The organism is Pseudomonas sp. CCI3.1, from assembly GCF_034313985.1.
GTDB lineage: Bacteria > Pseudomonadota > Gammaproteobacteria > Pseudomonadales > Pseudomonadaceae > Aquipseudomonas > Aquipseudomonas psychrophila.
The window spans coordinates 2,896,904-2,911,202 of record NZ_JAVIWO010000001.1 but is presented as its reverse complement, the minus strand read 5'-3'; the positions used below and the strand labels follow the sequence as shown (position 1 = coordinate 2,911,202).

Sequence of the window (14,299 nt, the reverse complement as noted above, 5' to 3'; positions counted from 1 at the left end):
TTAGCCTGTGTTTTCGGGCTCTCAAATTTTTTCATTTGCGAATTTCACACATTGGCCGCTAACTTGCATATGCTTGTATGTACAAGTACATAAGTGTGCGTCGATCCTCTTCTCACACCCGACGCATCCGACTATCGCTGAGGAGTTACCCGTGACTTCAACTACCCCAAAATCGCCTGCTGAGTTCACCCGTCACCGTGATGGTGAAATCCGCGCCGCCCGTGGCACCCAGCTCACTGCTAAAAGCTGGATGACCGAAGCGCCGCTGCGGATGTTGATGAACAACCTCGACCCGCAAGTGGCCGAGAACCCGACCGAGCTGGTGGTGTATGGCGGTATTGGACGGGCAGCGCGTAACTGGGAGTGCTACGACAAAATCGTCGAAAGCCTGACCAACCTCAACGACGACGAAACCCTGCTGGTGCAGTCGGGCAAGCCGGTCGGCGTGTTCAAAACCCACAGCAACGCGCCACGGGTCCTGATCGCCAACTCCAACCTGGTGCCGCACTGGGCCACGTGGGAGCACTTCAACGAACTCGACGCCAAAGGCCTGGCCATGTACGGCCAGATGACCGCCGGCAGCTGGATCTACATCGGCAGCCAGGGCATCGTCCAGGGCACCTACGAAACCTTCGTCGAGGCCGGTCGCCAGCACTACAACGGCAGCCTGGTCGGTAAATGGGTGCTGACGGCCGGTTTGGGCGGCATGGGCGGTGCCCAGCCTCTGGCCGCCACCCTGGCCGGCGCCTGCTCGCTGAACATCGAATGCCAGCAAAGCCGCATCGATTTCCGCCTGGCCACTCGCTATGTCGACGAGCAAGCCGCGGACCTGGATGACGCGCTGGCCCGTATCGCCAAATACACCGCCGAAGGCAAAGCAATTTCCATCGCCCTGTGCGGGAACGCTGCTGAATTGCTGCCAGAAATGGTTCGTCGTGGTGTACGCCCGGACATGGTCACTGACCAGACCAGCGCCCACGATCCACTGAACGGCTACCTGCCTAAAGGCTGGACCTGGGAACAGTACCGCGACCGCGCCGTGACCGATCCGGCTACCGTGGTCAAAGCCGCCAAAGCCTCGATGGGCGAGCACGTTGAAGCCATGCTGGCCTTCCAGAAAGCGGGCGTGCCGACCTTCGACTACGGCAACAACATTCGTCAGATGGCCAAAGAAGTGGGCGTAGAAAACGCCTTCGACTTCCCGGGCTTTGTGCCGGCTTATATCCGCCCATTGTTCTGCCGTGGTGTAGGCCCGTTCCGTTGGGTCGCGCTGTCGGGTGATGCCGAAGACATCTACAAAACCGACGCCAAGGTCAAGGAACTGATTGCCGACGACGCGCACCTGCACAACTGGCTGGACATGGCCCGCGAGCGCATCAGCTTCCAGGGTCTGCCGGCCCGTATCTGCTGGGTAGGCCTGGGTCAACGCGCCAAGCTGGGCCTGGCCTTCAACGAAATGGTCCGCAGTGGCGAGCTGAAAGCCCCGATCGTGATCGGCCGCGACCACCTGGACTCTGGGTCGGTATCGAGCCCGAACCGCGAAACCGAGTCAATGAAAGACGGCTCGGACGCTGTGTCCGACTGGCCATTGCTCAACGCTTTGCTCAATACCGCGAGCGGCGCGACCTGGGTGTCGTTGCACCACGGCGGCGGCGTAGGCATGGGCTTCTCGCAGCATTCGGGGATGGTGATCGTGTGTGACGGTACCGACGAAGCGGCTGAGCGCATCGCCCGTGTCCTGCACAACGATCCGGCAACCGGCGTGATGCGCCACGCGGATGCGGGTTATGACATCGCCATCGACTGTGCGAACGAGCAGGGCCTGAACCTGCCGATGATTAACGGCTGACATTGGTCTTCTGTGGGAGCGAGCCTGCTCGCGAACGACCTTCGCGAGCAGGCTCGCTCCCACAAGGTTGCTAAAGATTTCTATAATTTTGGTTACACGCGTGAAGGAGTATTAACGTGCTTGAGTTAAACCTGATCCCCGGCCAACTGAGCCTTGCCCAACTGCGTGACATCTATCAGCAGCCGGTCACCCTGAGCCTGGACGAAAGTGCGTCGGTGCAGATCGATGCCAGCGTGGCGTGCGTTGAGCAGATCCTTGCCGAGAACCGCACCACCTACGGCATCAACACCGGTTTCGGTTTGTTGGCGTCGACCAAAATCGCCAGCGAAGACCTGGAAAACCTCCAGCGTTCTCTGGTGCTGTCCCATGCAGCCGGTATCGGCGAGCCGATCAGCGATGATCTGGTACGCCTGATCATGGTGCTCAAGGTCAACAGCCTGAGCCGTGGTTTCTCCGGGATTCGCCGCGTGGTAATTGATGCCTTGATCGCTCTGATCAATGCCGAGGTTTATCCGCATATCCCGCTCAAAGGTTCGGTAGGTGCATCGGGCGACCTGGCGCCATTGGCGCATATGTCGCTGGTACTGCTGGGCGAAGGCAAGGCCCGTTACAAAGGCGAGTGGCTGGATGCAGTGACTGCCTTGAAGCAAGCCGGTCTTGAGCCTCTGACCCTGGCGGCAAAAGAAGGCCTGGCCTTGCTCAACGGCACTCAAGTGTCGACGGCCTACGCCCTGCGCGGTCTGTTTGAAGGCGAAGACCTGTTTGCTGCCGCGATGGCGTGCGGCGGCCTGACAGTTGAAGCGGTACTGGGTTCGCGTTCGCCGTTCGATCCACGTATTCATGCTGCACGCGGTCAACGCGGGCAAATCGACGCCGCTGCGATTTACCGCGACCTGCTGGGCACGAGCAGCGAAGTGTCCGAGTCGCACAAGAACTGCGACAAGGTACAAGACCCGTACTCCCTGCGTTGCCAGCCACAAGTAATGGGCGCCTGCCTGACCCAGTTCCGTCAGGCCGCCGAAGTGCTGGGCATTGAAGCCAACGCGGTGTCGGATAACCCGCTGGTATTCGCCGAGCAGGGCGACGTGATTTCCGGTGGCAACTTCCACGCCGAACCGGTTGCGATGGCGGCAGACAACATGGCGTTGGCGATTGCTGAAATCGGTTCGCTGAGTGAGCGTCGCATCTCGTTGATGATGGACAAGCACATGTCGCAATTGCCGCCGTTCCTGGTGGCCAATGGTGGCGTGAACTCCGGCTTCATGATCGCTCAGGTTACGGCTGCGGCCTTGGCCAGCGAGAACAAGGCGTTGTCCCACCCGCACAGTGTCGACAGCATTCCGACCTCGGCCAACCAGGAAGACCACGTATCGATGGCTCCTTCTGCTGGCAAGCGTCTGTGGGAAATGGCTGAAAACGTCCGTGGCGTGCTGGCCATCGAGTGGCTGGCCGCGTGCCAGGGTCTGGATCTGCGTGATGGCCTGAAAACCTCGGCCAAGCTTGAAGTCGCTCGCACGACCCTGCGCAGCAAGGTCGCTCACTATGAGAAAGACCGTTTCTTCGCGCCGGATATCGAAGTCGCCATGAAACTGCTGGCTACTCGTTGCCTGAACGATCTGCTGCCTGCTCACGTTCTGCCAAGCCTGTAACCCCAAAAAAACGCAGAGGGTCTTATGGATCCTCTGCGTCTCTGTTTTCGCCGACAAAAATAATCAAGGACGCGAAATGCAAAACCAGACTCAAGGTTTGAAACGCGGGCTATCCGCTCGCCACATCCGTTTTATGGCGCTGGGTTCAGCGATCGGAACGGGTCTTTTTTATGGTTCAGCCGCTGCCATCCAAATGGCTGGACCTGCTGTGCTGCTGGCGTACCTGATTGGTGGCGCCGCCGTGTTCATGGTGATGCGAGCACTGGGCGAAATGGCCGTGCATAACCCGGTGTCCGGCTCGTTTGGCCAGTATGCAAGCACCTACCTGGGCCCCATGTCCGGCTTTATCCTGGGCTGGACCTATGCCTTCGAGATGATCATCGTGTGTCTGGCCGATGTCACCGCCTTCGGCATTTATATGGGCTTCTGGTTCCCGGAAGTCGCGCGCTGGATCTGGGTGCTGGGCATCGTGCTGCTGATCGGCGGCTTGAACCTGTGCAGCGTCAAAGTCTTTGGCGAAATGGAATTCTGGCTGTCGCTGCTTAAAGTTGCCGCCATCGTAGCCATGATCCTGGCCGGCTTCGGCATCATGCTGTTCGGGATCGGTACCTCTGGCAGCTCGGATGCTGTGGCCACTGGCATCAGCAACCTGTGGTCCTTCGGCGGCTTCATGCCTAATGGCGTGGGCGGTTTGATCGCTTCGTTTGCCGTGGTGATGTTTGCCTTTGGCGGCATTGAAATCATCGGCATCACTGCCGGCGAAGCCAAAGACCCGCAGCGTGTGATCCCTAAGGCGATCAACGCGGTACCGCTGCGCATCCTGTTGTTCTATGTGCTGACCCTGTTTGTGTTGATGGCTATTTACCCTTGGAACCAGATCGGTAGCCAGGGCAGCCCGTTCGTGCAGATCTTTGACAGCCTGGGCATCAGCTCGGCGGCCACCATTCTTAATATCGTGGTGATCTCGGCGGCGGTGTCGGCCATCAACAGTGACATCTTTGGTGCAGGCCGCATGATGTACGGCCTGGCACAGCAAGGGCAGGCGCCTAAAGGCTTTGCCAAAATCTCCCGCCATGGCGTGCCGTGGATGACCGTACTGGTGATGGGCGCTACGTTGTTGGGCGGTGTGGTGCTCAACTACCTGATTCCGGAAAACATCTTTCTGGTGATCGCCTCGATTGCCACCTTCGCCACGGTGTGGGTGTGGTTGATGATCCTGGTGACCCAAGTGGCCATGCGCCGCTCCATGACCCGTGAGCAAGTGGCCGAACTCAAGTTCCCTGTGCCGTTCTGGCCGTATGCGCCAATGGCTGCTATTGCATTCATGGTGTTTATTTTCGGGGTACTGGGTTACTTCCCTGAGACGCAGGCGGCACTGATGGTAGGCGCGGTCTGGATTGTCTTCCTGGTTGTGGCCTATCTATTGTGGGTAAAGCCGGCAGCGGGTCGGGCAGTTGAAGTGGCGCCCGAGCTTTCCTGAGTTTTTGATCATTGACGGAGTGACGCAATGAAAACCCTTTGGCAACACTGCAATGTCGCAACCATGGCCAATGGCACGTACTCGATCATCGAGGATGCCGCCATTGTCACCCGTGATGGCTACATTGAGTGGATTGGTCCGCGTCAGCAGTTGCCGACGGGCGAGTATGGACAAACCCATGGCCTGGAAGGGGCATGGGTGACGCCGGGGCTGATCGATTGCCATACGCACACGGTGTTTGGCGGCAATCGCAGCGGCGAATTCGAGCAGCGTTTGCAAGGCGTGAGCTATGCAGAAATCGCCGCTGCCGGTGGCGGTATTGCCAGCACCGTGCGTGCGACTCGTGCTGCCAGCGAAGAGGAATTATTTGCCAGTGCCCGTCAGCGTTTGCTGTGTTTGCTGCGCGATGGCGTTACCAGCGTCGAGATCAAGTCGGGTTATGGCCTGAGCCTTGAGAGCGAACACAAAATTCTGCGTGTGATCCGTCGCCTGGGCACCGAGTTGCCGGTCACAGTGCGTAGCACCTGTCTGGCGGCCCATGCCTTGCCGCCGGAGTACAAGGACCGGGCCGACGACTATATCGAGCATATTTGCAACGAGATGCTCCCCGCGCTGGCGGCCGAAGGGCTGGTTGACGCCGTGGATGCGTTCTGCGAATACCTGGCGTTTTCGCCCGCTCAAGTTGAGCGGGTATTCAAGGTGGCGCAGCAATTGGGCCTGCCGGTCAAATTGCACGCCGAGCAACTGTCCTCGTTACACGGCTCAAGCCTGGCGGCACGTTATCAGGCGTTGTCGGCGGACCATCTGGAATTCATGACCGAAGAAGACGCCATTGCCATGGCCGCCTCCGGCACCGTGGCCGTGCTCTTGCCCGGCGCGTTTTACTTCTTGCGTGAAACCCAGTTGCCGCCGATGGACGCCCTGCGCAAGCACGGGGTGAAAATCGCCATCGCCAGCGACCTCAACCCCGGTACGTCCCCTGGCTTGTCGTTGCGCCTGATGCTGAACATGGCTTGCACCCTGTTCCGCATGACCCCCGAAGAAGCCCTGGCCGGCGTCACCCAACATGCGGCGACGGCATTGGGTATGGGCGAGACCCATGGTTCTCTTGAGCCCGGCAAAGTGGCCGACTTTGTGGCCTGGAACATTGATCGCCCGGCAGACCTGGCCTATTGGCTGGGCGGTGATCTGGACAAACGCGTCGTGCGCAGCGGCGTTGACGTAACGCTTTAGGAGAAAAGGTTGTGGATAAGGTTCTGACATTCAAACAAGGCCGTGCGCCATTGCTGATCAGCATGCCCCACGCAGGCTTGAAGCTGACACCTGCGGTCAAGGCCGGGCTGATCCCCGAAGCGCAAAGCCTGCCGGACACCGACTGGCATATCCCACAGCTTTATGATTTTGCCACCGAGCTGGGTGCCAGCACCCTGGCAGCGGAGTATTCGCGCTTTGTGATCGACCTCAATCGCCCGCAGGACGATGCGCCGATGTATGTAGGAGCGACCACCGGGCTGTTCCCGGCCACGCTGTTTGATGGTGTGCCACTGTTTCGTGAAGGGCAGGTGCCTTCTGCCGCAGAGCGTGCAACGTATCTTGAGCAGATCTGGCAACCTTACCACCAGACCCTGGAGCAGGAACTGAAGCGCCTCAAGGATGAATTTGGCTATGCGCTGCTGTTTGATGCGCACTCCATTCGTTCTTGCGTGCCGCACCTGTTTGAGGGGCGGTTGCCGGACTTCAACCTGGGGACCTTCAATGGCGCCAGTTGCGATCCGACCCTGGCCCGCGACCTTGAAGCCATTTGTGCCGAGCATCCGGCCTACAGCCACATCCTGAATGGACGCTTCAAGGGCGGTCATATCACTCGCCACTACGGCAGTCCGGCGGACAACATCCATGCCGTGCAGCTGGAACTGGCCCAGTGCACTTATATGGAGGAGTTTGAGCCGTTCAACTATCGCGAAGACCTTGCGGCACCGACCCAGGTGGTGCTCAAGCAGTTGCTGGCGCGGATTATTGAGTGGGGCCAGCAGCGATACTCCAAGGGCTGAGTCGGGTGGTGTGGGAGCGGGCTTGCTCGCGATGCCAGCGCCGCGGTCTGTCAGTGAGGTTGCATTGATGCCATCGCGAGCAAGCCCGCTCCTACAGGGTTTAAGCAACAGCCAGTTATTCAACCACAGTGTTTTTAAGGGCATGCTCATTGCACCCAATCGGGTTTATGATGCCAGAGGCAACATTATCCCGACCTCCCGGAGTGCGTAATGCAGACCTTGTTCCCGCAGATCAAACCTTACGCCCGTCATGAACTGGCGGTTGATGGGCCGCATGTTCTTTACGTAGACGAGAGCGGTTCGCCAGACGGCCTGCCTGTGGTGTTTGTGCATGGCGGGCCGGGTTCGGGTTGCGATGCCAACAGCCGCTGCTACTTCGATCCGGGCCTGTACCGCATCATTACTTTTGATCAGCGCGGTTGCGGGCGTTCAACCCCCCACGCCAGTCTGGACAGCAACACGACGTGGGACCTGGTTGCCGACATGGAACGGATCCGCCTGTTCCTGGGCATCGACAAGTGGGTGCTGTTTGGTGGCTCGTGGGGCTCGACCCTGTCACTGGCGTACGCGCAAAGCCATCCGGACAAGGTGCATGGACTGATCCTGCGCGGGATCTTTCTGGCTCGCCCTCAAGAAATCGAATGGTTCTATCAGGCAGGCGCCAGCCGGATCTTCCCGGACTACTGGCAGGATTATATAGCGCCCATCCCGCCGGAAGAGCGTCACGACCTGATGAGTGCCTTTCACAAGCGCCTGACAGGCAATGACCAGATTGCCCAGATGCACGTGGCCAAGGCCTGGTCGACCTGGGAGGGCCGTGCGGCCACCCTGCGGCCCAACCCGCAAGTGGTCGAGCGTTTCTGTGACCCTCACCGGGCATTGTCCATTGCCCGCATCGAATGCCACTACTTTATGAACAATGCGTTCCTGGAGCCCAATCAGCTGCTGCGTGACATGTACAAGATTGCCCATCTGCCGGCGGTCATCGTGCATGGTCGCTACGACATGATTTGCCCGCTGGATAACGCCTGGGAGCTGCATCAGGCCTGGCCGGGCAGCGAACTGCAGATAATCCGCGAAGCCGGGCACGTAGCTTCCGAACCCGGGATCACCGATGCATTGGTGCGCGCCACTGAGCAAATGGCCCGCAGCCTGCTCAACTTGCAACCGGACGAAGCATGAGGGGGTTGTTGCAGCGTGTCAGTGGGGCGCGGGTTGAGGTCGCGGGGGAGATTATCGGATCAATCGACCAGGGTTTGCTGGTGCTGGTCGCCGTCGAACCCGGTGATACCGAGGCGAGCGCCGCCAAGTTGTTGCACAAGCTGCTCAACTACCGTGTGTTCAGCGATGCCGAAGGCAAAATGAACCTTTCCCTGGCCGATATTGGCGGGGGGTTGCTGCTGGTATCGCAATTTACCCTGGCGGCTGACACCAAAAGCGGCCTGCGTCCCGGTTTCTCAACGGCGGCACCTCCTGCATTGGCCGAGGCCTTATTCAATCACCTGCTGGGGGAGGCCAAGCGCCTTCATCCGAGAGTCGAATCTGGCCGTTTTGGGGCAGATATGCAGGTGCATTTGGTCAATGATGGCCCTGTGACATTTCTGTTACAAATCTAAAACCCTTAAAAACCGTGTTTTCGTCTGAAAACAGGGGGTTTTAGCGAGAAATACTTGCTGACAGTGGATGCGTTGTAACGCGGGCTACTAGATAATCCTGCGCTACACAGAGACTAATCCGACGCATCTGGGGAATCATTCATTCCTTTGATGGTCGGAACAGTGCTCGCCAACCTGGCATTTAGATCGCTGGCCGTTGGTTTCATCATCTGTTTTCGGCGAGGTTTGCTCGTGATTGTTAGTCCATTATTTAATGCACCAAAAATGTCTGCCAAGCGGTTACGCAACGCACTGGTGACGGGCTCTGCGCTCTTTTGCTTGTTCGGTGCGGGTCAACTGTGGGCATTCAGTCTGGATGACGTGGCGGCTGAGGCTAAAACCCTCGCCGAACAGAAATACCAAGCGCCACGCAGCAATTTGCCAAAAGAGTTCCGCGACATGAAGTTCGCGGACTACCAGAAGATTCAATTCAACCGCGACAAGGCCCAGTGGGCGGGTGATAAAACCCCGTTCAAACTGTCCTTCTATCACCAGGGCATGCATTTCGACACGCCGGTGAAAATCAACGAAGTGACAGCCACCAAGGTCGAAGAGATCAAGTACGACTCCAGTCGTTTCGATTTCGGTGACGTCAAGTTTGATCCAAAAGCTACCGAGAACCTCGGTTGGGCGGGTTTCCGCGTGCTGTATCCGATCAATAAGGCGGATAAGCAGGACGAAATCATGACCATGCTCGGCGCGAGTTACTTCCGCGTTGTGGGCAAGGATCAAATCTATGGCCTGTCGGCCCGTGGTATGGCGATCGACACCGCATTGCCGTCGGGTGAAGAGTTCCCGCGCTTTACTGAGTTCTGGATCGAAAAACCCAAGCCCAACGATAAACATCTGGTGATCTTCGCTTTGCTGGACTCGCCACGGGCGACCGGCGCTTACCGCTTTACCCTGCGCCCGGGCGTAGACACGGTAGTGGATGTCAAAGCGCAAATGTTCCTGCGTGACAAGGTTGGCAAGCTGGGCATCGCTCCGCTGACCAGCATGTTCCTGTTCGGCGCCAACCAGCCGTCCAAAGTCCTCAACTACCGCCGCGAGTTGCATGACTCGTCTGGTCTGGCCATTCATGCCGGCAACGGCGAGTGGATCTGGCGTCCGCTGAACAACCCGAAACACTTGTCGGTCAGCAACTTCTCGGTCGAAAACCCGCGCGGCTTCGGCTTGCTGCAACGTGGCCGTGACTTCAGCCACTACGAAGATCTGGACGACAACTACGACAAGCGCCCAAGCGCCTGGATCGAACCGCAGGGTGATTGGGGCAAAGGCTCCGTTGACCTGGTAGAAATTCCGACCGCTGACGAAACCAACGACAACATCGTTGCGTTCTGGAGCCCGGAAACACTGCCAGAGCCACTCAAGCCGTTTGATTTCGCTTACCGCATGCACTGGACCCTGGACGAAGCTGCCCTGCATCCAACGGATAGCGCCTGGGTTAAGCAAACCCTGCGTTCGACCGGCGACGTCAAGCAATCGAACCTGATCCGCCAGCCAGACGGCAGCGTCGCGTATCTGGTGGACTTCGAAGGCCCGTCGCTCAAGGCCCTGCCAGAAAATGCCGCAGTACGCAGCCAGGTGAGTGTGGGTGACAACGCGGAACTGGTTGAGAACAACGTGCGTTACAACCCTGAAACCAAGGGCTGGCGCTTGACCCTGCGGATGAAAATCAAGGATCCGAGCAAGTCTACGGAGATGCGTGCAGCGCTGGTTCAGGACATCGAGCAAGCACCTGCGGCCAAGCCTGCAGCGCCTGTGACTAAAGCTGAAAAAGCGGCGGCCAAGGCACAAGAGAAGAAAGACCACGCGGCCAAGGACGCCAAGGCCCCGGCGGCTGACGCTCCTGTAGCCACTCCAGAACCGGTGAAGACTGAAAAAGTGTTGACCGAGACCTGGAGCTACCAGTTGCCAGCCGATGAGTAATGCTCAGCCCCAACCGGCCTCGCTCAGCGAGTACCTGGCGCATTTGCCACTGAGCGATGAGCAGCGCGCGGAACTGGCGAGCTGCACCTCGTTCGCCGAGTTGCATGCGCGCCTGTCGGCGAAAACTGATGTCGATGCTGCTGAGGCCGCTCAGGCCTCGGTGGGTACGCGTCTGAACCTGAATTCGGCCAATGAGCTTGAGGAAGCAGAAATGCTCGCCCTCGACGCCAGCGGCCGGGTGATGCTCAAGGCCACGCCGCCGATTCGTCGCACCAAGGTGGTGCCGGAGCCGTGGCGTACCAACATCCTGGTTCGTGGATGGCGGCGCCTGACCGGGCGCAGCAATCCGCCTGCGCCGAAAATTGACGAGCGCGTATTGCCCAAGGCCCGCTGGCGTACGGTGGGTTCGATCCGCCGTTACATCCTGCTGGTCTTGATGCTGGGCCAGACCATTGTTGCTGGCTGGTACATGAAAGGCATCATGCCGTACCAGGGCTGGTCGTTTGTCGACCTTGAAGAAGTGTTGCACCAGCCGTTGACGCAAACGGCGCAACAAGTGTTGCCGTATGCCTTGCAGACCAGCATCCTGATTCTGTTCGGGATTCTGTTTTGCTGGGTGTCGGCGGGTTTCTGGACTGCCTTGATGGGCTTTCTGGAGCTGCTGACCGGCCACGACAAATACCGTATTTCCGGCAAAAGCGCCGGGAATGAGGCAATCCCTGAGCAAGCACGTACTGCGCTGGTAATGCCGATCTGTAACGAAGACGTAACCCGTGTATTTGCGGGCTTGCGGGCGACCTACGAATCGGTGGCGGCCACGGGCGATCTGGATCGCTTCGACTTCTTTATCCTCAGCGACAGTAACGACCCTGATATCTGTGTCGCAGAACAACAGGCCTGGCTGGATGTGTGCCGCGAAACAGAAGGCTTTGGGCGAATTTTCTATCGTCGTCGCCGTCGTCGTGTGAAGCGCAAGAGCGGCAACCTCGATGACTTCTGCCGTCGCTGGGGCGGCGATTACAAGTACATGGTGGTACTCGACGCCGACAGCGTGATGAGCGGTGAGTGCCTGACCAGTCTGGTGCGCTTGATGGAAGCCACGCCAGACGCCGGCATCATCCAGACCGCGCCGCGAGCATCGGGCATGGACACCTTGTATGCGCGCATGCAGCAATTTGCGACGCGGGTATACGGACCACTCTTCACTGCCGGTTTGCACTTCTGGCAGTTGGGTGAATCCCACTACTGGGGCCATAACGCAATCATCCGCATGAAGCCGTTTATCGAGCACTGCGCCTTGGCGCCGTTGCCGGGTAAAGGTGCTTTTGCGGGCGCGATTCTGTCACACGACTTTGTTGAAGCCGCGTTGATGCGCCGTGCCGGTTGGGGCGTGTGGATTGCCTACGACTTACCGGGCAGCTACGAAGAATTGCCGCCCAACCTGCTGGACGAACTCAAGCGTGACCGTCGTTGGTGCCACGGCAACCTGATGAACTTCCGCCTGTTCCTGGTCAAAGGCATGCACCCGGTACACCGTGCGGTGTTCCTCACGGGCGTGATGTCTTACCTGTCAGCGCCGTTGTGGTTCTTCTTTCTGTTGCTGTCGACCGCCCTGCTGGCAGTCAACACGTTGATGGAGCCGCAGTACTTCATGGAGCCGCGTCAGTTGTACCCGCTGTGGCCACAATGGCATCCGGATAAAGCCGTTGCGCTGTTCTCGACCACTATCGTGCTGTTGTTCCTGCCTAAACTGCTGAGCATCATCCTGATCTGGGCCAAGGGCGCGAAAGAGTTCGGTGGCAAGTTCAAAGTCACGCTGTCGATGCTGTTGGAGATGCTGTTCTCGATGCTGCTGGCACCTGTGCGCATGATCTTCCATACCCGCTTTGTTCTGGCTGCGTTCCTGGGCTGGGCTGCGACCTGGAACTCGCCACAGCGTGACGACGACTCCACGCCGTGGAGTGAAGCAGTACGCCGTCATGGTCCGCAAACCCTGTTGGGTGCGGCTTGGGCAGCGTTGGTGCTGTGGTTGAACCCGAGCTTTTTGTGGTGGCTGGTGCCAATTGTCGGTTCGCTGATGTTGTCGATCCCGGTATCGGTGATCTCCAGCCGGGTCAAGCTGGGCCTCAAGACGCGCGATGAAAGCCTGTTCCTGATTCCTGAGGAATATGCTCCGCCCCGTGAATTGTCGGCCACAGCCGAATACACCCACGAAAATCGCTACCACGCACTGCATGACGGTTTTGTGCGGGCCGTGGTTGATCCACAGCAGAACGCACTGGCTTGCGCCCTTGCGACGTCGCGTCACCGTGAGGCCGAGCCGATCGAATGGCTGCGTACCGAGCGTGTGCGTCACGCACTCAAGATGGGGCCTCAGGGTGTCAGCGACAAAGAGCGCATGGAGCTCTTGAGCGACCCTGTTGCTCTGGCACGCTTGCACGCGCTGGTGTGGAACGAAGGTCACGAAGGCTGGCTGAACGCCTGGCGAGAGTCGGTTGCCGCTGACCCTCACGCGCCGTTGTTGCCGTTACAGCCCGCGGCTTGATGTCAAAACAAACCCCACTTCGGTGGGGTTTGTGCTTTATGGGAGGCTCGCTCCCACAGTTGAGGTTTCTCGGTAGCGGATCCATCGCTCACACCCATCCTGCTTTTCTCTCGCAAAACTCGTGTCACAACCCCCAGTGAGTTAGCATCCGTTTTCGAATGGGTGAGTGCCCGGCTGTATTGGCTTTTTGAATCGAGCCTGCCGTTGGCCAACACCTTAATTGAGTAGGTGAGGGGGAGTTGATGATGAAGAAGTTTGTGTCGAAACTGCTGTTCGGTATCACTGCACTACTGGCGGTCAGCGCAGCCCATGCAGGCGCAATTGACGATGCGGTCAAGCGTGGCACGTTGAAGGTGGGCATGGACCCAACCTACATGCCATTTGAAATGACCAACAAGCGCGGCCAGATCATCGGCTTCGAAGTTGACCTGCTTAAAGCGATGGCCAAGGCCATGGGTGTGAAGCTTGAACTGGTTTCCACCGGTTATGACGGCATCATCCCGGCGTTGATGACCAACAAGTTCGACATGATCGGCAGCGGCATGACCCTGACCCAGGAGCGCAATCTGCGCCTGAACTTCAGCGAACCCTTTATCGTTGTGGGCCAGACCGTGCTCATTCGTAAAGAGCTGGAAGACAAGGTCAAATCGTACAAAGACCTCAACGACCCGCAATATCGCCTGACCTCCAAGATTGGCACCACGGGTGAAATCGTTGCCCGCAAACTGATGTCAAAAGCCCAGTACCACGGCTACGACAACGAGCCTGAGGGTGTTCTGGACGTTGTTAACGGCAAGGCTGATGCCTTTATCTACGACGCCCCTTACAACGTTGTGGCGGTTAACAAGTTCGGTAACGGCAAGCTGGTGTTCCTCGATAAGCCGTTCACCTACGAGCCGTTGGCCTTTGGTCTGAAGAAAGGCGACTACGACAGCATTAACTTCATCAACAACTTCCTGCACCAGATCCACGAAGACGGCACTTACGATCGCATCCATGACAAGTGGTTCAAAGACACCGCCTGGCTCAAAGACATGGAATAAGCGCTGATCGCATTCCGCTACTTTTGTAGCAGCTGCCGAAGGCTGCGTCCGGTTGCACAGCAGCCGTAAAGAAGCTGAATGCGGTTCAGATGAAAAAC

Annotated in this window: 10 protein-coding genes; all 10 read left to right on the top strand. The window is 58.5% G+C overall.

All coding sequences use genetic code 11. From position 1 onward, the window contains the following. Positions 1-151: 151 nt before the first annotated feature. The 10 genes from hutU (at position 152) to RGV06_RS13135 (ending at position 14,201) form a co-directional block, all read left to right on the top strand. Entirely contained in the window at positions 152-1,849 is a 1,698-nt protein-coding gene (gene hutU, locus RGV06_RS13180) for a urocanate hydratase (protein ID WP_322150163.1), read from the top strand. A gap of 116 nt (positions 1,850-1,965) precedes the next feature. Continuing rightward, a complete protein-coding gene (hutH, locus tag RGV06_RS13175; protein ID WP_048352345.1) occupies positions 1,966-3,498 on the top strand; it encodes a histidine ammonia-lyase in 1,533 nt (510 codons plus the stop codon). 76 nt (positions 3,499-3,574) lie between these two features. Continuing rightward, positions 3,575-4,978, top strand: coding sequence for an amino acid permease (locus RGV06_RS13170; protein ID WP_019825222.1), 1,404 nt, complete (start codon positions 3,575-3,577; stop codon positions 4,976-4,978). 27 nt (positions 4,979-5,005) lie between these two features. Next, on the top strand, positions 5,006-6,211 hold the full coding sequence (hutI, locus tag RGV06_RS13165) for an imidazolonepropionase (protein WP_198822608.1): 1,206 nt from the start codon (positions 5,006-5,008) through the stop codon (positions 6,209-6,211). 11 nt (positions 6,212-6,222) lie between these two features. Further along, positions 6,223-7,029, top strand: a complete 807-nt coding sequence (gene hutG, locus RGV06_RS13160) for an N-formylglutamate deformylase (RefSeq protein ID WP_322150162.1) — start codon at positions 6,223-6,225, stop codon at positions 7,027-7,029. A gap of 210 nt (positions 7,030-7,239) precedes the next feature. Continuing rightward, positions 7,240-8,211 (top strand): prolyl aminopeptidase, encoded by a 972-nt coding sequence (pip, locus tag RGV06_RS13155; protein WP_019825228.1) that lies wholly within the window; start codon positions 7,240-7,242, stop codon positions 8,209-8,211. Next, a complete protein-coding gene (gene dtd / locus RGV06_RS13150; RefSeq protein ID WP_019825230.1) occupies positions 8,208-8,645 on the top strand; it encodes a D-aminoacyl-tRNA deacylase in 438 nt (145 codons plus the stop codon). Before pip ends, dtd begins: the two co-directional genes overlap by 4 nt. A gap of 264 nt (positions 8,646-8,909) precedes the next feature. Further along, positions 8,910-10,613 (top strand): glucan biosynthesis protein G, encoded by a 1,704-nt coding sequence (locus RGV06_RS13145; protein WP_401015692.1) that lies wholly within the window; start codon positions 8,910-8,912, stop codon positions 10,611-10,613. Then, entirely contained in the window at positions 10,606-13,158 is a 2,553-nt protein-coding gene (gene mdoH, locus RGV06_RS13140) for a glucans biosynthesis glucosyltransferase MdoH (RefSeq protein ID WP_322150160.1), read from the top strand. The genes RGV06_RS13145 and mdoH overlap by 8 nt, the downstream gene beginning before the upstream one ends. Before the next feature lie 245 nt (positions 13,159-13,403). Beyond that, on the top strand, positions 13,404-14,201 hold the full coding sequence (locus tag RGV06_RS13135) for a transporter substrate-binding domain-containing protein (RefSeq protein WP_019825234.1): 798 nt from the start codon (positions 13,404-13,406) through the stop codon (positions 14,199-14,201). Positions 14,202-14,299: the final 98 nt, after the last annotated feature.

Excerpts from the sequence above, each read along its gene's own strand:
- RGV06_RS13170 (WP_019825222.1), top strand. The coding sequence starts at position 3,575 with ATGCAAAACCAGACTCAAGGTTTGAAACGCGGGCTATCCGCTCGCCAC.
- dtd (WP_019825230.1), top strand. The coding sequence starts at position 8,208 with ATGAGGGGGTTGTTGCAGCGTGTCAGTGGGGCGCGGGTTGAGGTCGCG.
- mdoH (WP_322150160.1), top strand. The coding sequence starts at position 10,606 with ATGAGTAATGCTCAGCCCCAACCGGCCTCGCTCAGCGAGTACCTGGCG.
- RGV06_RS13135 (WP_019825234.1), top strand. The coding sequence starts at position 13,404 with ATGAAGAAGTTTGTGTCGAAACTGCTGTTCGGTATCACTGCACTACTG.
- pip (WP_019825228.1), top strand. The coding sequence starts at position 7,240 with ATGCAGACCTTGTTCCCGCAGATCAAACCTTACGCCCGTCATGAACTG.
- RGV06_RS13145 (WP_401015692.1), top strand. The coding sequence starts at position 8,910 with ATGTCTGCCAAGCGGTTACGCAACGCACTGGTGACGGGCTCTGCGCTC.
- hutI (WP_198822608.1), top strand. The coding sequence starts at position 5,006 with ATGAAAACCCTTTGGCAACACTGCAATGTCGCAACCATGGCCAATGGC.